Source organism: Bacillus sp. FJAT-27231 (assembly GCF_001183975.1).
Taxonomy (GTDB): Bacteria; Bacillota; Bacilli; order Bacillales; family Domibacillaceae; genus Pseudobacillus; species Pseudobacillus wudalianchiensis.
Genome location: NZ_LFZU01000001.1, coordinates 2647260 through 2668140, shown reverse-complemented (window position 1 = coordinate 2668140; position 20881 = coordinate 2647260). Strand labels below are relative to the sequence as shown.

Genomic DNA, 20881 nt, shown 5'->3' with positions numbered 1-20881 from the left:
CCATCTAGCCGCTTTATGAGCGAGATGGGGTCTTTGCTATGTGAAAGATTTGGAATTGCTCAGTGGAAAGAGTATACTGAAAATGGAAAGAATCAGGGAGGTACATAAAATGATTAATAAAGAACGATTACTAAATGAATTTCTTGAGCTTGTTCAAATTGATTCAGAAACAAAAAATGAAGCCGCTATTGCAAAGGTATTGAAGAGCAAATTTGAAGAATTGGGTGTGCACGTATACGAAGATGATTCCGCAGCCAAAACGGGTCACGGAGCTGGCAATTTAATTTGTACACTAGAAGCGACAAAAGAGGGGGTAGACCCGATTTACTTTACCTCTCATATGGATACGGTTGTACCAGGAGCCGGTGTCAAGCCGAGCATTGAAAACGGGTACGTGATTACAGACGGAACAACGATTCTAGGAGCAGATGATAAAGCGGGTCTTGCGGCTATGTTTGAATTGGTGAGAGTGTTAAAGGAACAAAATTTTAGACACGGCCTTATTCAATTTATTATCACAGCAGGCGAAGAGTCTGGACTTGTGGGAGCAAAAGCGTTAGATCCGTCTCTCGTGAAAGCGAAATTTGGCTATGCATTAGACAGTGATGGTACAGTAGGGAATATTATTGTCGCAGCTCCAACACAGGCAAAAATCAAAGCCGGGATTTTTGGGAAAACAGCTCATGCCGGTGTTGCACCTGAAAAAGGAGTATCCGCTATTACGATCGCAGCAAAAGCGATTGCAAAAATGCCGCTCGGCCGGATTGACGAAGAAACGACAGCCAATATTGGCCGTTTCGAGGGAGGACAGGCAACGAACATCGTTTGTGATTATGTCTCCATCTTAGCAGAAGCGCGTTCACTCGTCCCAGAAAAGATGGAAGCACAAGTACAGAAAATGAAAGATGCATTTGAACAAACAGCTGCCGAAATGAATGGACGGGCAGAAGTGAACGTGGAAGTGATGTATCCAGGGTTCAAGTTCGGCGAGGGAGACCATGTGGTAGAAGTGGCAAAAAAAGCAGCCGAGCGGATTGGCCGTCCAAGCAAACTGTTAACGAGCGGCGGCGGAAGCGATGCAAATGTAATCGCTGGCTTCGGTATTCCGACAGTAAACTTAGCTGTTGGATATGAAGAAATCCATACAAAAAATGAAAGAATGCCTATTGAGGAGCTTGTGAAGCTCGCTGAAATAGCAACGGCGATTGTGGCCATTACAGCTGAAGAAAAATAAGGACAGTCTCACTGATCGAATGAAGCAAGCTTGAAATAAGTCTTTTTGCCTGCTGCCTCCTCCTTATGATACAGTAGAAGAAAAAGACAAAAGGGGAGTTTTTATGCAGCCAGTCAATAAAGCTGTCATTTTTGAAAGCGGCCGAGAAGAATATGCGGTTCCAGTGCAATCCGTTATCTCAATTGAAAAAGTAGAGTTCATTAATCCTATTCCTCATATGCCTTTTTACATGAGGGGAGTAACCAAAGCGAGAGGGGATCTTATACCGGTTATTGACTTTGAAGCGGTTCTTTATAATCGGACCCTTGCTGAATCAGAGGAGGCGCGGCTGCTCGTCGTGCAAACACAGGCTCTGCCGATTGGATTCTTAGTCAAAGAAGCGAAGGAAATTATCGATATCTCGCCCGAATCGTTAAAACAGCTAGGAATTGCAGCCTATGACAAAACGAAATATTTTACGGGTATTGCTTCTTTTGCAGAACGTCTCATCACGATCATCGACCCGGATATACTCGTCTCTTCACTTGAAGGGATCAAGGATATCCAAGAGTATATGAAGAATACGAAAGCATCTTCTGTATAGACAATGGAAAGATAAACACATATGAATGGCAAAGATAGCAGGGAGATCCCTGCTATTTTTTTGTATGAACGAGTTAGATTCATGGAGGACGTTATGAAGCATTTCTTTGTAATAAGGAATGCTTTTTCTGTTTATTAAAAATGAAAAGGATATTTGTCCAACAATAAAAATATAATGAAAATGAATAATAATTTATTGTAAAACGATAAATCATATGGTAAATTCAAATAGAAACTGAAGATGTGAGGTGTTTTGTATGGAACGAGGGACAACACTTTTTTTAAAGATAGCTGTTATCATTATTGGCATTCCAGTTCTTGCTTTGTGTATATTTTTAGTGCCTGAAATAGCGAATTTTGCAGAAGAATTGTATCCAGATATGGCTTATTTGAAATATCTCGTTTTAATTGGCTTGGATGCAGCGGCGATTCCTTTTTACTTCGCTTTGTATCAGGCTTTTAAATTGTTACACTATATTGACCGGAACGAAGCGTTCTCCGAATTATCTGTAGGAGCTTTAAAAAATATAAAATATTGTGCCATTACAATCAGTATCTTATATGTGTTCAATATGCCGCTTTTATATCTCATAGCGGAGAAGGATGACGCCCCGGGTATCATATTAATCGGGCTGATCATCATCTTTGCTTCCATCGTGATTGCTGTCTTCGCTGCTGTTCTGCAAAGGCTTTTAAAAGCTGCTATTGATATAAAATCAGAAAACGATTTAACGGTCTGAGGTGAATAACGTGGCAATTATTATCAATATTGATGTCATGCTGGCTAAAAGAAAAATGAGCGTAACGGAACTTTCGGAGAGGGTAGGGATCACAATGGCTAACCTTTCGATATTAAAAAATGGCAAGGCAAAAGCGATTCGATTTTCAACTTTAGAAGCGATTTGCAAAGCTTTAGAATGTCAGCCAGGAGACATTTTAGAATACCGAAGTGATGAGGGCACTCAAGACGGGTGACGAGGAATGGTACTAGTTTGTCTACAGTACTTACATATATTCCAAAAAAAATGGAGGAACAAAGCATGAGAGCACTGACACAACTCGTTCGCTTTGGTTGGGAGCAGGCCTTATCCTGTTTATTTCCTGTCGTTATTTTTGCCTCTTTAGCTTTTACACAGATCGTGCCGCTTCCTTTCCTGGCACGGTACGACTGGATGCTCATCATCTGTTTGCTGATGCAGTGGTGGATGGTACGTTCTGGACTTGAAACCCGGGATGAACTAAAGGTTATTACATTATTTCATCTTATCGGGCTTGCGCTTGAACTTTTCAAGGTACATATGGGCTCTTGGTCTTATCCGGAGGAAGGGTATTTCAAAGTTTTTGGAGTGCCTTTGTATAGTGGATTCATGTATGCTAGTGTAGCGAGTTATCTTTGCCAGGCGTGGAGGAGGCTTAAGATTGAACTAATGAAATGGCCGCCGCTTGTAGTCGTTGTGCCGCTTGCAGCAGCGATTTATTTGAATTTTTTCATTCATCATTTTTGGATGGACGTTCGTTGGTGGTTATCTGCCCTTGTTATCATCGTCTTTTGGAAATCCTGGGTCATATATGAGGTTGGCGGAACTCGTTACCGTATGCCGCTTGCGCTTTCTTTTGTGCTCATCGGATTTTTTATATGGATCGCTGAAAATATCGCTACGTTCTTTGGAGCTTGGCAATATCCAAACCAAACTGATGCATGGAGCCTCGTTCATCTCGGAAAGGTAAGTTCTTGGCTCTTGTTAGTAATTGTTAGCTTTCTGATAGTAGCAACGTTAAAACAGGTGAAGGAAAAAAGCTCTTCTAGGATCGATATTAGGCAAGTGGTCTAACGGTTTAGAATTCTCTTTTAAGTTGAAATTCTCCTAGCGTACAAAACTCCGCCATGCTGCCTCTTCATATACACAGGAAGGCTTGAGAAAACATAAACGACTAAAGGGTACAGTTAAAAAGAAAAGCTGATTTTAAAGAAGCCTGTCTCGCTGATTACTTGGTAAACTGCGAGACAGGCTTTAGTTTTCATGAGTATCGAAGGAAATCAACGTTTGTTAACAGACTGAAAGCGGGGCCTCTAGCTCTTGGTTTCTTATAAGGCAGCTTGTTGAACTTCTAAAATAGCAGCCTTTAAAATACTGACAAGTTCATTTACTTCTTCTTCATTGATGACGAGTGGCGGGGCAAATACGATTGTATCAGAGTCGCCAAACGTAACAGTACGCAGGATGAGTCCGCGTTTTCTTGCTTCTGTAATAATTTGCGGAGCAAGCTTTTGGGAGAAGCGTTCATTCGTTTGTTGGTTTTTCACGATTTCTAAAGCGCCGATTAGACCAAGGAAGCGAACTTCTCCGACGATGTTTGTTTCTGACTGGAGCACTTTCAATTTCTCATGAAGGAGGGCTCCCATTTCTTTTGAGTTTTGAACAAGGTTCTCTCTCTCTAGAATTTCAATATTTTTTAATCCAACTGCGCATGCGGTCGGATGGCCGCTATACGTAAAGCCGTGTAAAAGAGTTCCTTCAGACAGATTAATAAAGTCTTGGTGAACATGGTCACGCACTACAACCGCACCAAGTGGAATGTACCCGCTAGAAATTCCTTTTGCCAGCAGCATGACATCAGGCACGATGCCCCAATGCTCACAGGCAAACATTTTACCTGTCCGGCCAAACCCCGTAATGACCTCGTCCGCAATTAAAAGGATGTTGTATTCATCACAAATTTTACGAATTTCCTGAAAATAGCCGTCCGGCGGGATATTGACTCCGCCAGCTCCTTGAACAGGCTCGGCGATGAAGGCAGCAATCGTATCGGCACCTTCTGCTTCAATCGTCTTTCTTAATGCTTCCGGTGAAAAAGATTCAGTATGAACAAACCCTGTTGCGAGAGAAGTCGTCATATGGTGGAAATCTTTAATGCCCGTTGCACTCGTAGAGCCGACTGCTACTCCATGGTAAGCGCGTTCCCGGGAAATAATTTTTGTTTTATTTGGCTGTCCTTTTATTTTCCAATAATGGCGAACAAGTTTATACGAGGTGTCATTTGATTCTGAGCCGCCAGATGTAAAGAAAACAGCGTTTAAATCGCCTGGTGCCATGTCAGCTACTTTTGCGGCAAGACGGATAGCAGGCTCGTTGCTAAATGTAGCAAAGCTTGAAGCAAATGCAAGGGTTTCCAATTGTTCTTTCGCTGCTTCGGCTAATTCTGTCCGTCCATAACCGACGTTAACATTCCAAAGGGACGCCATTCCTTCAATATATTTTTTTCCTTCAATATCCGTTAAGTAGACACCTTTTCCTTCTTTAAAAATAATAGCTGGTCCATTTTCCTGCTGTTCTTTAATAGAAGAAGTTGGATGGATAAAGTGTTTCTTGTCAAGCTCTACTAATTCGTTAGTTAAGGTTTCATTTATGGACATGTTCATTCACCTCATTATTTGATATTGCTGGTGTTGCTGGAGAGGACTTTCTAAACAAGAAGTAGAAACCAACAGCCCACCAGGCAAGTGTAATAACCCATTCATAAGGCCAGATTAGTGCAGATGGCATACCTGGCATATACAAAATGATAAAGCCAATGGTCAAGATTAAAGAAGACCAGCCGATCAAGCTGCTGTTGCCAGCTTTGAAAGGTCTTTCTAACTCGGGCTTGTTTTTGCGCAGCCACAAAAAGGAAACAGAAACCATAAAGTAAGCGAGTACAATAGCAAGTCCTCCAGCATCAACAAACCAGACGAGTGCCGGCCGGCCGAGCAGTGGGCTCAGAGTAGAAAGAAGACCAATAACTAAAATGGCATTAGCAGGTGTTTTGTATGTTGGATGGATTTTACCGAACCACGCTGGCAGGGCTCCATCTTGCGCCATAGCATACATAATCCGGCTCGCGCCAATGATAAAAGCATTCCAGCTCGTTAAAATGCCAGCAATTCCACCAAGAATTAAAATTTTAGCGAATAACGGTGAACCAAAAGCCACTCCCATCGCATCGGCTGTCGCAAGAGTGGAAAGCTTTAATTCATTTGGTCCAAGACTTAGGGAAACACCATAAATAATAAGTACGTACCATAGAACAGCGAAACTAACAGATAAAATAATGATTTTGCCAATCGCTTTCATTGGAATGTTCATTTCTTCGGCTACTTGTGGAATAACGTCGAATCCAACGAATAAGAAAGGAGTCATGATCATCACACCCATCACGCCTGCCATTCCTCCGACAAATAATGGATCCATATTTTGAATTTCACCGCCGCCAAATGTAGAACCGAACACGAGCATTAATCCGATAGCCGTTAACAATAAAGTTAAAACTATTTGCAAAAAGGCAGCCTGCTTAACGCCGATCCAGTTAATGATGGTGACAATGATTGATCCGACCATCCCGATCGCTGCCCAAGAAAAGTAAACATCCCAGCCGCCAAGGGTCCATAGATAACCAGCTTGATAGTTAGGAAAAATATACTCTATGACTGTAGGCAAGGCAACTGCCTCAAATGCTACAACTGAAATATAGCCAAGCAAGAGGGCCCAGGCCACAATGAAGGCTGCTTTCATTCCGAGTGTTTCTTTGAGAAAGTGATACGCGCCTCCAGTCTTTGGGAAAACGGTTGTCATTTCCGCGTAGGTTAGACCTACACAAATAACAAGAACACCGCCGAGAAGAAAGGCGATAATGGAGCCGATTGATCCTGCTTTTAGTATCCAATCGCCTGACAAGACGACCCAGCCCCAGCCGATCATAGCGCCAAAAGCGAGTACAAGAACATCGACTCTAGACAATACTTTGTTGAAATCTTGCTGCTTTTCCATTATGTATAACCTCCTGTAAATCCTTAAGCCTTTTCACTATATAGGAAGACACTGTTTATTATGAATTTTTAGTTTTTTATGTATAATAAAAGCCAGCAGTAATCAACCGATCTAAAAGCAACAGGTTGGTACAGACTGGCTCTTTGACTGCTGGAACAATTCTGGAAGGAAAAGTGAGCAGACTAAACAGTTCTATATTAAAATTGAATAAAAATGTTAAATTATTAAATTTCTGTGAAAAGACTTATTTAATGTCAGTTTATCTTATTCTAAAAAATTTGTAAATGAATTTTCAAAATTATTTAATGAATAATAATATTTCTATCAAAAGGCTCAGTTCTATCTTCAATAGAATACATGTTGTTTTTCCTTTTTCGTTGTATAATAAAAAGATAGTTATTATTCGAAAATAACAGCGGGAGTGGATAAATTGGAAAATTTTTATCCAAAGAATGGACGTGTCATCCTGCATGTTGATATGAACAGCTTTTATGCATCCGTAGAAGTTGCCCATGATCCCTCGTTGCGAGGAAGGCCTCTTGCGATCGCTGGAAATCCTCAAGAACGGAAGGGCATTATTGTCACTTGCAGCTATGAAGCAAGAGAGTTTGGGATAAAAACGACGATGACAGTTTGGGAAGCAAAGAGACTATGTCCGGAATTAATTATTCTGCCTCCAAATTTTGAACGGTACCGGCAGGCGTCACAGGAAATGTTTCGTATTTTGACCCAATATACTCCGCTTATCGAACCCGTATCCATTGACGAAGGATACTTAGATATAACGAATAGTCATTCGCTTGGGAAGCCCTTAGACATTGCTCGGGCGATTCAACAACAAATTTTAGCGCACTTGTCACTGCCGTGCAGCATCGGAGTAGCGCCTAATAAGTTTCTAGCTAAAATGGCATCAGACATGAAAAAACCTCTCGGGATTACCGTATTAAGAAAGAGAGAGGTCCCCGCTGTTTTATGGCCTCTACCTGTGATAAACATGCACGGTGTCGGGCAAAAAACAGCAGATAAGCTCGCAGCTCTTGGCATTTTAACGATTGGCGATTTAGCTAAGGGAAATGATCATTTGCTTAAAAGTCGCTTGGGTATTAGAGGAATGCGTTTGAAAGAGCGAGCGAATGGCGTTGATCATCGTAAAGTTGATCCTGAGGCAGCGAATGATTTTAAAAGTGTAGGACAGTCTATTACACTGCCAAAAGATGAAACAAAGCAGCAGGAGCTTTTGGCTGTGCTTCAGAAGCTGTCTGAGAGAGTCGCTGCTCGGTTGCAAAAAAAAGAGGTTCTTGGTACGTCCATTAGTATTATGATTCGTTACAAAGATTGGAAGACGATTACACGCAGCAAAAGGTTAGCAGAACCGACGCAAAATACTAGTGCTATTTTAGAAGAGGCTAAATGTTTATTTCTAAAGCATTGGAACGGAAATGGAGTCCGTCTTCTCGGTATTACGCTGTCTGACCTAGTGGAGAAAGGGCAGGCAGATGTACAGCTTGATTTATTTTCCTATGAGCAGACGGCTAAAAAAGCCTCATTAATGGAAACGATGAAAAGGATCAATGAAAAATATGGGGATGGAATCATTCATCAGGCAAACGAAAAGAGACCGGTTGGCAAAGAAGCCGTACCCGGCCATACAGAAGAAGATGATGACGTAAAGAATGAATAAAAGTTACAAGAATGATGGTAGTTCAGGAATGTTCACCTTCCACAGCAAAGAATGGGTCCATTTGCCGTTTCAATGTGATAGAGGGACTGTTTTTTCCGATTTTTTTCTCATCTTTCAGCCAAATGCTGTCTTTATCAACGGCATAAGCATGGGCGATTACGAGGCCAATATTTGTCTCAAATTCGTCGCTTTCTACAATTAGATAGGGGATTTGATATTGAATAGCCAATTGAATATAAGGGGTTAAGTATGTGTAATCAAGATCGCTATTTAAGCGCATTTCTCCTTCGCGAATAATGGAGATCCATTTCTCTACTTCATCTCTTCCTTGTTTTTTGTAGATTTGTTTGGCTGTGAGTGCGCCTTCAATCCGCTCTCTTTCTGTCCCCAAGTATTCTCTTGCTCCATCAGACAGGGTAGCAGCGGATGTTTTGAAAGCTGACATGAATCTTTTCAAAAGCCCAACCTCCCTCTGTATAGACAGCATTTTATTTTGTATACCCTTAATGGCTGCCGATTAACGCACTTTTTGTCTTATTGTTAAATTTTTTTAAGGAAGTGGACAGAATGGATATTTTATTTCTAGGAACCGGAGCCGGTGTGCCGGGAAAAGTAAGAAACGTAAGTTCACTAGCGCTCAGAATGTTGAACGAAAGAGGGGCAGTCTGGCTATTTGATTGCGGGGAAGCGACACAGCATCAAATTTTACATACGTCTCTTAAACCGAGACGGATTGAAAAAATATTTATTACTCATTTGCACGGTGACCATATTTTTGGTCTGCCGGGTTTGCTCGGAAGCCGCTCTTTCCAAGGCGGCGAGCTGCCGCTTACAGTGTATGGGCCAAAAGGAATTAAAGAGTTTATTCAAGTCTCTATCAGTATAAGCGGAACAAGGCTGCAGTATGAGTTGGAAATAATAGAAATAGATGAAGGACATGTGTTTGAAGATGACCATCTAACCGTAACAGCCCGTCGGCTTGAACATGGCATTGAGTCGTACGGATATCGAATTCAAGAAAAGGACAAGCCGGGAGTCCTGCTTGTGGAAGAGTTGAAAAAAGACGGAATACCTCCGGGGCCTCTCTATAAAGAAATTAAATTAGGAAATACGGTTACATTAGAGGATGGCCGGCTTATTGATCCGAAAAAGTATACTGGCTTGCCGCAAAAAGGTAAAACTATCGCAATTTTAGGGGATTCGCGGCCTTGTGAGGCGTCTGTTGAACTCGCAAGGGAAGCCGATCTGCTCATTCATGAAGCAACATTTTCAGCGGAAACTCCGCAAATGGCCCACGACTATTTTCATTCTACAACGGCTCAGGCAGCAGAAATTGCTTCAAAAGCCGGCGTAAAAACACTCATTTTAAATCACATTAGTTCAAGATATACAAAAGATGAAATGGAACAGCTAAAGAGAGAAGCGGAAGCCGTCTTTGCCCCGGTCCTTCTTGCTGATGATTTTATGGAGTTTTCGATTTAATGGAAAGCGAAAAAGTCCGCTTTCCTCCCAGGAAAGCAGACTCTAGAGTATGGAGGAAAAATCATTTATATCATGTCAGGCTGATGGACAACAGCTATCTTTCAAAACGTACCAGAAAGAGGGAGTTGGTTAATAGCCTGACATTTTTATTACCAGCCCCGTTCGTACTGTACAGGTGCTTTTATTTCTGTTTTTAACTCAATCGCTGCTCGGCGCGGCCAATAAGGATCTCGCAATAATTCACGACCGAGGAAAATTAAGTCTGCTCGTTCGTTACGCAAAATTTCTTCAGCCTGGGAAGGGGACGTAATCATGCCGACCGCTCCTGCAGGAATGTTGGCACCATGTTTAATCGTTTCAGCAAATTTCACTTGATAGCCGGGGAAAACACTGATTTTTGCCGGTACAACGGCTCCTGAGCTAACATCTATTAAATCAACGCCCCACTCTTTCAATTGCTTAGCGATCTCGCTGTAGTCATCGGCATTCAGCCCGTTTTCATTGTAATCATTTGCTGATACCCGAACAAATAAAGGACCGTTCCAAATGCTTCGGACTGCTTGAATGATTTCTTGTAAAAAGCGAAGTCTATTTTCCGTGCTTCCGCCGTATTCATCTTCCCGATGATTCGTCAGCGGGGAAAGGAATTCATTGATTAAGTATCCGTGTGCACCATGAAGCTCGATGACATCAAATCCTGCTTCTTTTGCTCGTCTAGCTCCTTCGGCAAACGCTTTGATCGTTTGTTTAATTTCAGCTTTTGTCATTTCTTTCGGTGTTTTCATTGTTTCATCGAACGCTAATGCAGTAGGGGCTAAAATTTCTCCTCTTACTTCGGATTTACGCCCAGCATGAGCGAGCTGAATGCCAATTTTTGCATCGTGGGCTTTTACTAAAGAAACGAGCTTTTTAAATCCAGCTGTATGGTCATCGCTCCATATGCCGAGATCATTTTCGCTAATCCGTCCTTCAGGGGTAACTGCAGTTGCTTCTACGATAATTAAACCAACTTGACCGACCGCTCGCGCTGGGTAGTGAACGAGGTGCCAATCGTTTACTTTGCCGTCCTCTTCCGCAGAATACATGCACATCGGCGACATGACGATACGGTTTTTTAAGGTAACATCTTTAATAGTGTAAGGTTCAAATAATTTTCTTGCCATTGGAATCCTCCTTCAATATCTGCCAAATTCCATTATAGCAAGGCATTTTGAAGAGCCAAAATAATTGGCTTATTGCTTTACTGGATTTTGGTAAGGAAGGCCGAGGCGTTTGGATTGGGCAGTGGCTTCTACAATGCAATCTACAAAAGATTGCTTTACTTTTTCGTTTTCTAAAATTCGGATGCCAGCTTCTGTTGTGCCGCCTGGGCTCGTGACACCTTTGCGAAGCTGTTCCGCTTTTCCCTCTGACACAGAAAGCATTTCAGCTGCCCCAAGCAGCGTTTGGATGATAAGCGGTTTGGCCGTTTCTTTCTCAAGGCCAATGGCTTCTGCCGCTTGTTCCATCGCCTCTGCGACATAATAAATGTAAGCTGGGCCGCTTCCAGAAAGACCTGTCACCGCATCTAGCTGCTCTTCTTTTACAATTTTTGTAAGACCGATGGAAGAAAAAAGAGCGAGCGCCGCCATTTTTTGTTGTTCTGTCACATGCTCATTCATTGCGATGGCGGTCGCTGATTTTCCAACTGCTGCCGATGTATTCGGCATAGCACGAACGATTGCACAAGACCGTCCTGTCATTTGTTCAATAAAATGAGTCGTTACCCCTGCCATCAGCGTAACAATTAAAGAGGAAGGTGAGAGGTGCTCTTTAATCTTTTCTAACGCATCTTTTGCATCTTTTGGTTTCATCGCTAACACGACAATGCTGCTATCTGAAAGCATTGTTTCTATTTCGTAACCAGTGTGAATTCCATAACGCTTGTTCAGTTTCTGAAGTCGGTCTGAGTTCGCTTTGTTCGTTGCATAAATATCATCGGCAGTAAGGGCGCCGTTTGAGATAGCGCCTGAAATCATCGCTTCCGCCATAGAGCCAGCACCGATAAATGTCGTTTTCATCTGAATATCCTCCTTTAAATGAAATGTAAGTCGATAAATAAAAAAACACCCTTTCATCCTCTAGTAAAGGACGAAAGGGTGTTTGCTTCCGTGGTACCACCTTTGTTTGCAGAAATGAAAATTCTGCACACTCTGATCCCGATAACGCCGGGTCTGCGTTTAGGTTTTCCTAAAGGCTCAAAAGGCAGGTTCAATAAAAAAGCGGGTGATGGAGCTTTTCAGCCGGCGGGCTCCATTCTCTGGCACCATTTTTTATTTACTGATCCTTTTTCATCGCTCGTTTATTATGAGAATTTTCTTTTAAGTGTTTATAGTTTGAGTTATATGTGATTATGCAAAAAACCGATTCATCTGTCAAGGGCAAATAAAAAATAAAGTTAATTTTTCCAGTTCCATTGTGTGAAAATAATGACAAATACTTAGAGAAAAGCTAAAATGAGTAAAAAGATTGTTTTTTTGAAATAAAGATATGCTTATTATGATGCAGGCAGGTGTTTCGTTTATGAATGTTGAAAGTTTTGGCGATATTATAAAAATCACATTGCCGACTCCTTTTCCAGTCGGTGATGTAAATGTTTTTCTAATAAAAGGTGACCGTTTAACCCTTGTAGATGCAGGTGTTAAAACAGCTGCTTCTTTTGAAGCGTTCACATCTGGCTTATCTGAGATTGGTTATACAGTGGATGATATCGAACAAGCTGTTTTAACTCATCATCATCCTGATCATATTGGACTGCTTGATTTTCTTCCAGAAGGAATTGACATTATCGGACACCCATATTGCAAAAAGTGGCTTGCTAAGGATGAAGAATTTTTAAAAGAAAATTTTTTCTTTTTTCGAGAGCTTTTTTTACAAGCTGGTTTACCGCCAGAAGCAGAGACGATGCTTGGGAAGATACAGTCACCGTTAAAGTTCAGCAGTGAAAATAGTGTGTTAACGACTGCTGTCCGAGAAGGTGACCGGCTGCCAGGGCTGGAAGAGTGGCGTGTTTTTGAAACGCCTGGTCATGCTCAAAGCCACCTGGCCTTTTTTCGGGAGAGAGATGGGGCTTTAATTGCTGGGGACCATATTTTAGCGACGATTTCTTCCAATCCGCTTCTTGAGCCGCCGCTTAACCGGGGAGAAGAACGGCCGAAGCCTCAGCTTCAGTATAATGAATCGCTGAGAAAAATGATGAATGTTCCGGTTGACACTGTTTATACAGGGCATGGAAAAGAAGTAAGAAATATTGTGCCTTTGATAACTCGTCGCTTAGAGCGTCAGCATGAGCGGGCGATGTCTGTGAAAGAGATGCTGAAAGAAAAGCCGCACACAGCGTTTGAGGTGTGTATGCGTCTTTTCCCGGCTGTATACAAAAAGGAAACTGGCTTAACGATGTCAGAGACCATTGGGCAGCTTGATTATCTTCTTCATATTGGGGAAGCAGGAGTTGAGCGGGATGATAAAGGAGTCCTGTTTTATTTTCCTTTGTGAAGAGGAGGAGTAAAATGAGCCGTTTACAAGGAAAAACGATCATTATTACGGGTGCATCTAGTGGCTTGGGAATGGAAATAGCAAAGCAATCGGCAGCTGAAGGAGCTAGCGTAGTGCTGCTTGCCCGCCGTTTAGACCGCCTAAAAGAAATAAAAGAAGAGCTTACCCGCACTTTTTCAGCGGATGTATTCATTTATTCTATTGACATTAGCCGCAAAGAAGAAGTAGAGCGTGTATTTGATGAAATTTTAAAAACGGTAGCCTCTGTTGATGTTCTCGTCAATAATGCCGGCTTTGGTGTGTTCAATGAAGCCCATGAAGCGAAATGGGAAGAAATAGAATCAATGTTTCAAGTAAATGTTCTCGGGTTAATTGCTTGTATACAAATGATTCTTCCTCACATGAAAACCCGGCGAAGCGGCCATATTATTAATATTGCTTCACAGGCTGGCAAGATGGCTACGCCTAAATCAAGTGTATACGCGGCCACAAAGCATGCGGTTCTTGGCTATACAAATAGCCTGCGAATGGAAATGGCACGTGACGGGGTTCAAGTAACGGCAGTGAATCCAGGGCCAATTGCTACAGAGTTTTTCACGACGGCCGATCCGTCTGGCTCCTATGCGAAAAATGTAGCCCGATGGATGCTAAAGCCCGAGAAAGTCGCTAGTGAAGTAGTAAAAGCGATGAATACGAATAAAAGAGAAATTAACTTGCCAAAGTGGATGAATGCCGGCAGTGTTCTTTATACTTTATTTCCGCGTGTAGTGGAGCGGATTGGCCGCAATGCATTTTTTAAAAAATAATCAGGATTAGTCTGCCTAATCCTGATTATTTATTATAAACTCCAAGTGCCGGATAAGCACCCGGAATCTTTATGTATTTGTGATAAAAGCATAGACTTCATCTTCAATAATTTCATACAATTCATCATTATCCGTAGCCCGCCGCTGTTGAACGCGGTCGATCAATGTGTTATAGATGCTTTCAGCTTCATTTTCCTCTAATGAAAAGTGGTATTGAGACAAGTTTTGTTTAATCATTTTTTTCATAAATGCTCGTTCCAAAAGATCCCTCCTTTGCCGATGGTGGAGAAGAAAAGAGCCGCCAATCGTGACGGCTTAAAGGCTGTTGCAAACATTCTCTTTTCTTTGAAAGACAAGCGCTTTTATTTAGCCTGCAGCAAAACTTGAACAAGCTTTATTTTTCTTCTTCGTCTAACACCTTTTCTGCACGGACGCAAGAAGCGAATTGTCCTTTATGGGAAGCATCGCAGAACGGCATTTTTTGTGATCGGCCACAGCGGCAAAGTGAGAATACCGGTTTTGTTTCAAATACATTTCCATCCATATCGATGAGTTCTACATCCCCTGATACTTTAAATGAACCATTATCCATTACTTTAATTTGTGCTTTTGACATCTTTTTTGTCCCCTCTCTTATTTGTTGACTCAGTTTGATAGTATAAAGAAAAAGGATAAAAAGCAATCATCGCTATTGAAAGGAGCGATAAAGATGAATATTCATATTACAGAACAAGCAGCAAGTAAATTGGCAGACAGGCTAGAGGAGGGAAAGCATTTAAAACTTTATTATGATACAGAAGGCTGTGGCTGTGGGGTGAATGGGATCCCGGTATTATGGATTACCGATCAGATGTCTCCAGATGATATCGAAATACAGACAAATGCTATGCCTGTGGTTGTAGAAAAGTCGCAGATGGTGTTCTATGCAGACCAGTTAACGATTGATGCATCCGGTTCTAATTATTATCGTTTGAGCAGTCCAGGAGAAATTTTAAACGGGCGTATGAACATCATTAATCATTCGTAATATAAATCCTCCGCTTTCGCCACGATGAAAGCGGGGGATTGTCATTAGCTGTGTTTATAATATTGATCAAGAAAGCGATCAATGGCCTTTCCGTAGGCGTCAGGATCCTCATTATAAGATTGGGCATGGGCACCTTTTGGAGCGAGATAAATAGCTTTTGGCCCTTTCTTTTGTCTGTACAGCTCTCTTGACATATCAGGAAGGATATAAGTATCTTCTTCACTATGAATAAAGAGAACTGGTTTTTCGATGTTTTTTACAGCCTTGAGCGGTGAGACATCCGCAAGGCGAAAGCGGCCGCGCAGTAAAACAGCCCAGTCAGCAAGGTGAACGAGCAGGCGCGGTGCGGCTTTAATTTCACGCTTCATTTGATGAATTAATTGAGTGCGGAAATCAGAGAAAGGGCAATCTGCAATATAAAAGTCAGCTCGGTCTTCGACGAGGCCAGCATACAAAAGGGTAGTGGCCGCTCCCATGGATTCCCCATGGATGCCAAAAGAAACATCGTTGCCTTCACGGCGGAGCAGTTCATTCACCACTGCTTGTAAATCTTCCTTTTCATAATAGCCGTAACTTGTTGTTTTCCCTCCTGATTCCCCGTGACGACGGTGATCATATAACACCCCGTTAAAGCCGCGCTCTAAAAATAAATTCATATATTTAATAGAGTTGATTTTCGTTTCTGTGACACCGTGGCAAAAGATCATATAGGGTCCGCCGGGATAAGGAGTCACAAATACGGCCCGCAATCGATAGCCGAAAGGAGAGTCAATCCATACTTCTTCTTTCGGCAGCTGTTCATACTGTTGAACGTCGAGCCGTTTTGCTTCCACCTCACGCCGGTAGATGAAGTCCTCGTTTTTCTTTCTCATATTTAGGACACGGCTTGATAAATAAAAGCCAGCTGCAGCCGTTAGCGCAGCGGCAGAGCTAAGGGCTGTTACCCATTTCTTCATTCATGGTCACCTCGGAATGTTAATATTTTTCAGTGTACCACTTCTGAAAAGAAAGATCATTTGAACTCCTTGCCAGCTCCCATGTAAAATAAGAAAAATAAGGTGAGGGGGAAGAGAGATATAATGAAAAAGAAAAAGCAAGCGAGCTCAAATGAAAAAGCGCAAGAACAGCTGACATTAAAAGACACGCTAAACGCCGGCATTCTCGAGCAGCTAAAAGAAAAACAAAAGAAATTAAAGATGGAGGAAGAAGAGAAAAAAGCCGCCGCTGAAAAGCAGAAAAGAGAAGAACGGCGCCAGCGTGAAAAAAATAAAAGCTTTGAAGAATTGTTAAATGAAAGCCATATGGACTGGAAAAGGTTCAAATAGATCATCTGTCAATGTAGACAGACCATTAGGCTGATTGAAAGCGAACGTTTGTCAACAGCTTGAAAGCGGCCATTTAATGGCCGCTTCTTTTATTTAACGATGTTGTTCATAACGGTTTGCTTTTGTTAGCTGCTCAACAAGCTGCAGCTCCTCTTTTGACAGCGGGGGTTCTTTCACGGCACGGACATTTTCTTTTAATTGGCCGACAGTACTTGCTCCTGTTACAACAGCCGCTACTCCGTCATGCTGAAGGGTATAACGCAGGGCAAGGGCATTTAACGTGCGGTGATCGGCAAGTTTCGCTTCAAGCTCGTTCAGTAACTCAGCGAGTTCAGCTGGAGAATAATCAAGAAAGCCTTTTTCCTGAAAGGCACCAAGTTTTTCCCGCCAGCTCGTACTGAGCAAGCCTTTAGCAAGCGGCCCCCGGGCTACAACACTGATACCGTGCGCATGAAGCAGCGGCAGAGCCTCTTCTTCTGGACGGCGATCAAGCGGGCTGTACTGCATCATAACACTATCGATAGAAGAGCGGACAGCAAATTCGCGAATGACATTTGGCCGGATGGAGGAAATTCCGTATGCACGAATCAAGCCTTCTTTTTTTAAGTCCTCAAAGGCTTCTATCGTTTCCTCTATTGGATCCTCTATTGTTCCGCCGTGCAGTTGATAAAGATCAATATAATCCATTTGCAGACGGGAGAGGCTCTTTTTTACGGCTTCCTTTATGTATGCTTTCGTGGGATCCCACGTCCAGCCTTCTTTTCCCTCATCCCAACGGTTTCCAACCTTTGTGGCAATGATGACGTTTTCGCGCACGGGTTTTAAGGCAGTGCCGACGATTTTTTCATTGGTACCAAAATCATATAAGTCCGCAGTATCAAAGTAATTGATTCCCTGCTCGAGAGCCGTCTCCATAATAGCATGAGCCGCCTTTTCCTCTTTTCCAAGCGACATGCAGCCTAGAGCCAGTTCGCTTACACGCAGATCCGATTTACCAAGCACATTCTTTTTCATTTCGTTCAACCCCTTTCTTTTGTTATCATAGCGAAACAAGAACCGTTCGCCAAATGATCTGTCCAGGGCAGGTATGATAAACTAAATGAGAGATAAAAGGAGTGAAGAGAATGAAAAAATTTGAAGAAAAGACGGTTGATACTGAAATTATTTTTGAAGGAAAAGTGATCCGGTTACAAGTGGAGGATGTTGAGCTGCCTGATGGCAAAAGGGGGAAAAGGGAAATTATAAAACACCCTGGTGCGGTAGCAGTGCTTGCTTTAACGAATGAAGGAAAGATTGTGCTTGTGGAGCAATACCGTAAAGCCCTCGAGCGTTCTATCGTAGAAATTCCCGCTGGAAAATTGGAAAAGGGGGAAGGGCCGGAAGTGACTGCCCGCCGTGAGCTAGAAGAAGAGACGGGTTACGTTTGCCAGAGCATGAAGCTGCTGCAGTCTTTCTATACGTCTCCGGGCTTCGCAGATGAGATCGTATATTTATATTTGGCAGAAGGGCTGACTCCAAAAGAAGAACGACTGCAGCCGGACGAAGATGAGTTTGTTGAATTGATGGAAGTGACACTCGAAGAAGCAGAAAAATTAATGGAAGAACAGCGGATTTGGGATGCTAAAACAGCTTACGCCATTCAATATCTTCAACTCCAAAAGGCGTTGACAGAGTAATCGTTCAGCGGCTGAAATTTATCCAAATGAATGTCTAGCATATAAGCATAACAGCCCCCTTTCACACATAAATTGGAGTAATCGCAAAAGGGGGAGCTTATATGCAGAAAAAATTATCGTCGATTATGATTGGCCGCCATATCCAAGCACATGCTTCTATTTACTTATTTGTGAGTGTGCTATTTTTTATGGGAGTTATTTTTGGAGCGATTGTGGTAAATAGTTTATCGCTCGCTCAAAAAGAGGATTTGGCGTATTATTTGCAACAATTTTTTGGACAAGTATCGACTGGGCAAATGGCTGATTCCGAAGATTTATTCCGCCAAAGCTTTATGCACAATTTAAAGTATTTAGGCTGCATGTGGTTGTTCGGCATCTCGATCATCGGCTTGCCGCTTATTTTTATTTTTCTCTTTATGAAAGGGATTGTGATTGGTTTTTCAGTCGGCTTTCTCGTACAGCAAATGAACTGGCAAGGCTTCTTTTTAGCGGTTGCCACGATCCTTCCGCAAAACTTAATTATCATCCCCGCTTTTGTTTTTGTTGCGGCTATCTCGATTGCCTTTTCTCTGCAGCTGATCAAAAAGATTCTCATGAGACAAGCAGGCCATTTCTATATTTCGTCCCTTTTTTCAAGATACGTACTTTTTTTGCTGCTTGCGGCTGGCATGGCGGCGCTCGCAGCAGGAATCGAAGCATACATATCTCCTGCTTTCATGAAATTTGTAATAAAATAGTTGTTCTTATCTAATAATTACTATCAGAGATATACGATAATGATTTTATTTTGCAACTTCCTGCCATTTTGTTATAATAAGAATACATCGGCGAGGGAGGGGCTAAATATGGAAAGCCGGATCGAACGCATTAAGAAACAATTACATTCTGCGAGTTACAAATTGACACCCCAGCGGGAAGCCACTGTTCGGGTACTGCTTGAACATGAAGAAGATCATCTAAGCGCAGAAGATGTCTACCTCCTCGTTAAAGAAAAAGCACCTGAAATAGGGTTGGCTACTGTCTATCGAACGCTGGAATTGCTGAATGAACTGAAAGTTGTTGATAAAATAAATTTCGGAGATGGGGTATCCCGCTATGATTTACGTCAAGAAGGGGCGGCTCATTTCCATCATCACCTTGTCTGTATCGAATGTGGGGCAGTAGATGAGATTCAGGAAGACTTGCTTGAAGACGTAGAGAAGGTTGTTGAAAGAGATTGGAAGTTTCAAGTGAAAGATCACCGATTAACGTTTCACGGCATTTGCTGGCGCTGTCAGGACAAAACCGACACAGAAGACGCGAAACAAGACTCGCTTGAAAAACAACATGTTGAATAAAAACCTTTCGCTTGCTAAAAGGCTGAAGCTTGCAGACAACAGCTGCTTCTGCTGTTTGTTCGCAGCCTGAAGCCTTTCGCCTGTCGGAAGGCTTTTTATTTTAATTAAAATCCTATTGTTCTACTTTCTAATCGCGCGCATAAGCTTGTGTATAAAAAGCAAATGGCGGGGGAGATCCATTAATGAAACGGGATTTAGCCAAAGCTATGTGGCGGACAGGAAAAGTCTTTATTTTATTTACGAGCTGTACCCTATTATTTTATAGTGCCATACTGTGGATTCAGCATGAATATGAAGAAAAGCACCGTTACAAAGAGCCGCAAGGGGAAGCCATGAAAGTAGGTCTTCGCCTGGAGGAAAATGCCGATCAGTGGCTAGAGAGACTGTTGCTTTTTTATTTAGATGGGGAGTAATAAAGATGAAAGAACATTTGCAAGACTTTATTCATTACATGATTGTTGAAAAAGGACTGGCAAAAAATACTGTTGCCGCTTACGAACGCGACTTAAAGCACTATTTGCTATTTTTGGACAAGGTTGAACAGCTTTCTTCGTTAAATGAGGTTTCACGCATTCACATTGTCCAGTTTCTCGGTCATTTAAAATCAGAGGGAAAATCAGCAAAAACAATTGCTCGCCACGTCGCTTCTATCCGTTCTTTTCATCAATTTCTCTTGCGTGATAAAGCTGTTGAACAAGATCCTTCTGTTCATATTGAGCCGCCTAAAATGGAGAAGACACTGCCAAAGGTGCTTAATTTAACGGAGGTGGAAGCGCTTCTTGAAGCTCCTGACACTTCCACTCCTTTTGGACAGCGTGATCAAGCTATGCTTGAGCTTTTATATGCGACAGGTATGCGGGTGAGCGAATTGACTTCTCTTAACTTAGATGCTGTCCATCTAACTATGGGATTTGTCCGCTGTACCGGAAAAGGAAATAAGGAACGAATCATCCCAATCGGGACAACGGCGATACGGGTCTTAGAAACATACTTACAGACGGGCCGTCCAAAGTTAAAGTCTAAAAAGCATGCAACAGAGGAAGCTTTATTTTTAAATCATCATGGAAAACGTTTATCGAGACAGGGATTTTGGAAGATTTTAAAAGCACTCGCTAAAAAGGCAAATATTGAAAAAGAATTAACGCCTCATACGCTAAGGCATTCATTTGCGACTCATTTACTGGAAAATGGGGCGGATTTACGAGCGGTACAAGAAATGCTCGGCCATGCCGACATTTCTACTACGCAAATTTATACCCATGTCACGAAAACGCGGATGAAGGACGTTTACACGCAGTTTCATCCGCGGGCATAATCACTATTTATCGGAGCCGTTCCATGAACAGCCGGTTTCTTTCCAACAGTAAATATACCAAGGGAGGGAATCGCCTC

General features: G+C 42.2%; 25 protein-coding genes and 1 other annotated feature. Of the genes, 16 read left to right on the top strand and 9 right to left on the bottom strand.

The annotated features are described in order from the left end of the window. Positions 1 to 109 precede the first annotated feature (109 nt). The 5 genes from AC623_RS12795 (at position 110) to AC623_RS12775 (ending at position 3648) form a co-directional block, all read left to right on the top strand. Positions 110 to 1234, top strand: a complete 1125-nt coding sequence (locus AC623_RS12795) for a M20/M25/M40 family metallo-hydrolase (protein ID WP_049663054.1) — start codon at positions 110 to 112, stop codon at positions 1232 to 1234. A 103-nt stretch (positions 1235 to 1337) separates the two neighbouring features. Continuing rightward, a complete protein-coding gene (locus tag AC623_RS12790) occupies positions 1338 to 1817 on the top strand; it encodes a chemotaxis protein CheW (protein WP_049663053.1) in 480 nt (159 codons plus the stop codon). 256 nt (positions 1818 to 2073) lie between these two features. After that, the gene (locus tag AC623_RS12785; protein ID WP_049663051.1) at positions 2074 to 2556 is read left to right on the top strand and encodes a DUF2975 domain-containing protein; all 483 of its coding nucleotides are present in this window, start codon (positions 2074 to 2076) and stop codon (positions 2554 to 2556) included. A 10-nt stretch (positions 2557 to 2566) separates the two neighbouring features. Then, positions 2567 to 2791, top strand: coding sequence for a helix-turn-helix domain-containing protein (locus tag AC623_RS12780; protein ID WP_049663050.1), 225 nt, complete (start codon positions 2567 to 2569; stop codon positions 2789 to 2791). Positions 2792 to 2856: 65 nt separating this feature from the next. Next, on the top strand, positions 2857 to 3648 hold the full coding sequence (locus AC623_RS12775; RefSeq protein ID WP_049663049.1) for a DUF817 domain-containing protein: 792 nt from the start codon (positions 2857 to 2859) through the stop codon (positions 3646 to 3648). Positions 3649 to 3902: 254 nt separating this feature from the next. Here the strand turns inward: AC623_RS12775 and AC623_RS12770 are convergent, their stop codons facing one another. After that, a complete protein-coding gene (locus AC623_RS12770; protein WP_049663047.1) occupies positions 3903 to 5231 on the bottom strand; it encodes an aminotransferase family protein in 1329 nt (442 codons plus the stop codon). Further along, the gene (locus AC623_RS12765; protein ID WP_049663045.1) at positions 5218 to 6621 is read right to left on the bottom strand and encodes an APC family permease; all 1404 of its coding nucleotides are present in this window, start codon (positions 6619 to 6621) and stop codon (positions 5218 to 5220) included. Before AC623_RS12765 ends, AC623_RS12770 begins: the two co-directional genes overlap by 14 nt. Positions 6622 to 7051: 430 nt before the next feature. Between AC623_RS12765 and AC623_RS12760 the strand changes: the two genes are divergently transcribed. Further along, complete coding sequence (locus tag AC623_RS12760; RefSeq protein WP_049663043.1) at positions 7052 to 8302, top strand: DNA polymerase IV; 1251 nt, start codon at positions 7052 to 7054, stop codon at positions 8300 to 8302. A gap of 22 nt (positions 8303 to 8324) precedes the next feature. On the opposite strand, the gene AC623_RS12755 is transcribed toward AC623_RS12760, so the two are convergent. Further along, the gene (locus AC623_RS12755; RefSeq protein ID WP_049663041.1) at positions 8325 to 8759 is read right to left on the bottom strand and encodes a DUF1694 domain-containing protein; all 435 of its coding nucleotides are present in this window, start codon (positions 8757 to 8759) and stop codon (positions 8325 to 8327) included. Positions 8760 to 8869: 110 nt separating this feature from the next. Between AC623_RS12755 and rnz the strand changes: the two genes are divergently transcribed. Next, a complete protein-coding gene (gene rnz / locus AC623_RS12750) occupies positions 8870 to 9784 on the top strand; it encodes a ribonuclease Z (RefSeq protein ID WP_049663040.1) in 915 nt (304 codons plus the stop codon). A 149-nt stretch (positions 9785 to 9933) separates the two neighbouring features. Here rnz and namA read toward each other — a convergent pair whose 3' ends face one another. Together namA and proC are read right to left on the bottom strand one after the other, a co-directional pair. Continuing rightward, on the bottom strand, positions 9934 to 10947 hold the full coding sequence (gene namA, locus AC623_RS12745; RefSeq protein ID WP_049663038.1) for an NADPH dehydrogenase NamA: 1014 nt from the start codon (positions 10945 to 10947) through the stop codon (positions 9934 to 9936). 69 nt (positions 10948 to 11016) lie between these two features. Continuing rightward, positions 11017 to 11844 carry a pyrroline-5-carboxylate reductase gene (proC, locus tag AC623_RS12740; RefSeq protein WP_049663036.1) on the bottom strand — a complete coding sequence of 276 codons (828 nt, stop codon included), beginning with the start codon at positions 11842 to 11844 and terminating at the stop codon, positions 11017 to 11019. Between the two features lie 63 nt (positions 11845 to 11907). After that, positions 11908 to 12127: a binding site (T-box leader), on the bottom strand. 219 nt (positions 12128 to 12346) lie between these two features. Between proC and AC623_RS12730 the strand changes: the two genes are divergently transcribed. Both AC623_RS12730 and AC623_RS12725 read left to right on the top strand, forming a co-directional pair. Continuing rightward, positions 12347 to 13318, top strand: a complete 972-nt coding sequence (locus AC623_RS12730; protein WP_049663032.1) for an MBL fold metallo-hydrolase — start codon at positions 12347 to 12349, stop codon at positions 13316 to 13318. A 14-nt stretch (positions 13319 to 13332) separates the two neighbouring features. After that, entirely contained in the window at positions 13333 to 14124 is a 792-nt protein-coding gene (locus AC623_RS12725) for an SDR family NAD(P)-dependent oxidoreductase (RefSeq protein ID WP_049663030.1), read from the top strand. 69 nt (positions 14125 to 14193) lie between these two features. Here AC623_RS12725 and AC623_RS12720 read toward each other — a convergent pair whose 3' ends face one another. Then, complete coding sequence (locus AC623_RS12720; protein ID WP_049663029.1) at positions 14194 to 14385, bottom strand: YqzH family protein; 192 nt, start codon at positions 14383 to 14385, stop codon at positions 14194 to 14196. A 133-nt stretch (positions 14386 to 14518) separates the two neighbouring features. Beyond that, a complete protein-coding gene (locus AC623_RS12715) occupies positions 14519 to 14740 on the bottom strand; it encodes a CDGSH iron-sulfur domain-containing protein (protein ID WP_049663028.1) in 222 nt (73 codons plus the stop codon). A 93-nt stretch (positions 14741 to 14833) separates the two neighbouring features. Between AC623_RS12715 and AC623_RS12710 the strand changes: the two genes are divergently transcribed. Continuing rightward, the gene (locus AC623_RS12710; RefSeq protein WP_049663027.1) at positions 14834 to 15151 is read left to right on the top strand and encodes an iron-sulfur cluster biosynthesis family protein; all 318 of its coding nucleotides are present in this window, start codon (positions 14834 to 14836) and stop codon (positions 15149 to 15151) included. 44 nt (positions 15152 to 15195) lie between these two features. On the opposite strand, the gene AC623_RS12705 is transcribed toward AC623_RS12710, so the two are convergent. Continuing rightward, positions 15196 to 16107, bottom strand: a complete 912-nt coding sequence (locus tag AC623_RS12705; RefSeq protein ID WP_049663025.1) for an alpha/beta hydrolase — start codon at positions 16105 to 16107, stop codon at positions 15196 to 15198. 123 nt (positions 16108 to 16230) lie between these two features. Here AC623_RS12705 and AC623_RS12700 point away from each other — a divergent pair, with 123 nt between their 5' ends. Then, positions 16231 to 16476 carry a YqkE family protein gene (locus AC623_RS12700; protein ID WP_049663023.1) on the top strand — a complete coding sequence of 82 codons (246 nt, stop codon included), beginning with the start codon at positions 16231 to 16233 and terminating at the stop codon, positions 16474 to 16476. Between the two features lie 93 nt (positions 16477 to 16569). Here AC623_RS12700 and AC623_RS12695 read toward each other — a convergent pair whose 3' ends face one another. Further along, on the bottom strand, positions 16570 to 17490 hold the full coding sequence (locus AC623_RS12695) for an aldo/keto reductase (protein ID WP_049663020.1): 921 nt from the start codon (positions 17488 to 17490) through the stop codon (positions 16570 to 16572). A gap of 110 nt (positions 17491 to 17600) precedes the next feature. Here AC623_RS12695 and AC623_RS12690 point away from each other — a divergent pair, with 110 nt between their 5' ends. The 5 genes from AC623_RS12690 (at position 17601) to xerD (ending at position 20804) form a co-directional block, all read left to right on the top strand. Then, the gene (locus tag AC623_RS12690; protein WP_049663018.1) at positions 17601 to 18152 is read left to right on the top strand and encodes an NUDIX hydrolase; all 552 of its coding nucleotides are present in this window, start codon (positions 17601 to 17603) and stop codon (positions 18150 to 18152) included. 101 nt (positions 18153 to 18253) lie between these two features. Next, positions 18254 to 18889, top strand: coding sequence for a stage II sporulation protein M (gene spoIIM, locus AC623_RS12685; RefSeq protein WP_049663015.1), 636 nt, complete (start codon positions 18254 to 18256; stop codon positions 18887 to 18889). 108 nt (positions 18890 to 18997) lie between these two features. After that, positions 18998 to 19489 carry a ferric iron uptake transcriptional regulator gene (fur, locus tag AC623_RS12680; protein ID WP_049663013.1) on the top strand — a complete coding sequence of 164 codons (492 nt, stop codon included), beginning with the start codon at positions 18998 to 19000 and terminating at the stop codon, positions 19487 to 19489. 182 nt (positions 19490 to 19671) lie between these two features. Next, entirely contained in the window at positions 19672 to 19902 is a 231-nt protein-coding gene (locus AC623_RS12675; RefSeq protein WP_049663011.1) for a YqzK family protein, read from the top strand. Positions 19903 to 19907: 5 nt separating this feature from the next. After that, positions 19908 to 20804, top strand: coding sequence for a site-specific tyrosine recombinase XerD (gene xerD, locus AC623_RS12670; protein WP_049663008.1), 897 nt, complete (start codon positions 19908 to 19910; stop codon positions 20802 to 20804). Positions 20805 to 20881: the final 77 nt, after the last annotated feature.

Coding starts and splice junctions, on each gene's coding strand:
- proC (WP_049663036.1), bottom strand. CDS start 11,844: ATGAAAACGACATTTATCGGTGCTGGCTCTATGGCGGAAGCGATGATT.
- AC623_RS12785 (WP_049663051.1), top strand. CDS start 2,074: ATGGAACGAGGGACAACACTTTTTTTAAAGATAGCTGTTATCATTATT.
- AC623_RS12700 (WP_049663023.1), top strand. CDS start 16,231: ATGAAAAAGAAAAAGCAAGCGAGCTCAAATGAAAAAGCGCAAGAACAG.
- AC623_RS12690 (WP_049663018.1), top strand. CDS start 17,601: ATGAAAAAATTTGAAGAAAAGACGGTTGATACTGAAATTATTTTTGAA.
- namA (WP_049663038.1), bottom strand. CDS start 10,947: ATGGCAAGAAAATTATTTGAACCTTACACTATTAAAGATGTTACCTTA.
- AC623_RS12710 (WP_049663027.1), top strand. CDS start 14,834: ATGAATATTCATATTACAGAACAAGCAGCAAGTAAATTGGCAGACAGG.
- AC623_RS12770 (WP_049663047.1), bottom strand. CDS start 5,231: ATGTCCATAAATGAAACCTTAACTAACGAATTAGTAGAGCTTGACAAG.
- AC623_RS12730 (WP_049663032.1), top strand. CDS start 12,347: ATGAATGTTGAAAGTTTTGGCGATATTATAAAAATCACATTGCCGACT.
- xerD (WP_049663008.1), top strand. CDS start 19,908: ATGAAAGAACATTTGCAAGACTTTATTCATTACATGATTGTTGAAAAA.
- AC623_RS12675 (WP_049663011.1), top strand. CDS start 19,672: ATGAAACGGGATTTAGCCAAAGCTATGTGGCGGACAGGAAAAGTCTTT.
- AC623_RS12695 (WP_049663020.1), bottom strand. CDS start 17,490: ATGAAAAAGAATGTGCTTGGTAAATCGGATCTGCGTGTAAGCGAACTG.
- AC623_RS12765 (WP_049663045.1), bottom strand. CDS start 6,621: ATGGAAAAGCAGCAAGATTTCAACAAAGTATTGTCTAGAGTCGATGTT.
- AC623_RS12705 (WP_049663025.1), bottom strand. CDS start 16,107: ATGAAGAAATGGGTAACAGCCCTTAGCTCTGCCGCTGCGCTAACGGCT.
- AC623_RS12715 (WP_049663028.1), bottom strand. CDS start 14,740: ATGTCAAAAGCACAAATTAAAGTAATGGATAATGGTTCATTTAAAGTA.
- spoIIM (WP_049663015.1), top strand. CDS start 18,254: ATGCAGAAAAAATTATCGTCGATTATGATTGGCCGCCATATCCAAGCA.
- AC623_RS12775 (WP_049663049.1), top strand. CDS start 2,857: ATGAGAGCACTGACACAACTCGTTCGCTTTGGTTGGGAGCAGGCCTTA.
- rnz (WP_049663040.1), top strand. CDS start 8,870: ATGGATATTTTATTTCTAGGAACCGGAGCCGGTGTGCCGGGAAAAGTA.
- AC623_RS12725 (WP_049663030.1), top strand. CDS start 13,333: ATGAGCCGTTTACAAGGAAAAACGATCATTATTACGGGTGCATCTAGT.
- AC623_RS12795 (WP_049663054.1), top strand. CDS start 110: ATGATTAATAAAGAACGATTACTAAATGAATTTCTTGAGCTTGTTCAA.
- fur (WP_049663013.1), top strand. CDS start 18,998: ATGGAAAGCCGGATCGAACGCATTAAGAAACAATTACATTCTGCGAGT.
- AC623_RS12790 (WP_049663053.1), top strand. CDS start 1,338: ATGCAGCCAGTCAATAAAGCTGTCATTTTTGAAAGCGGCCGAGAAGAA.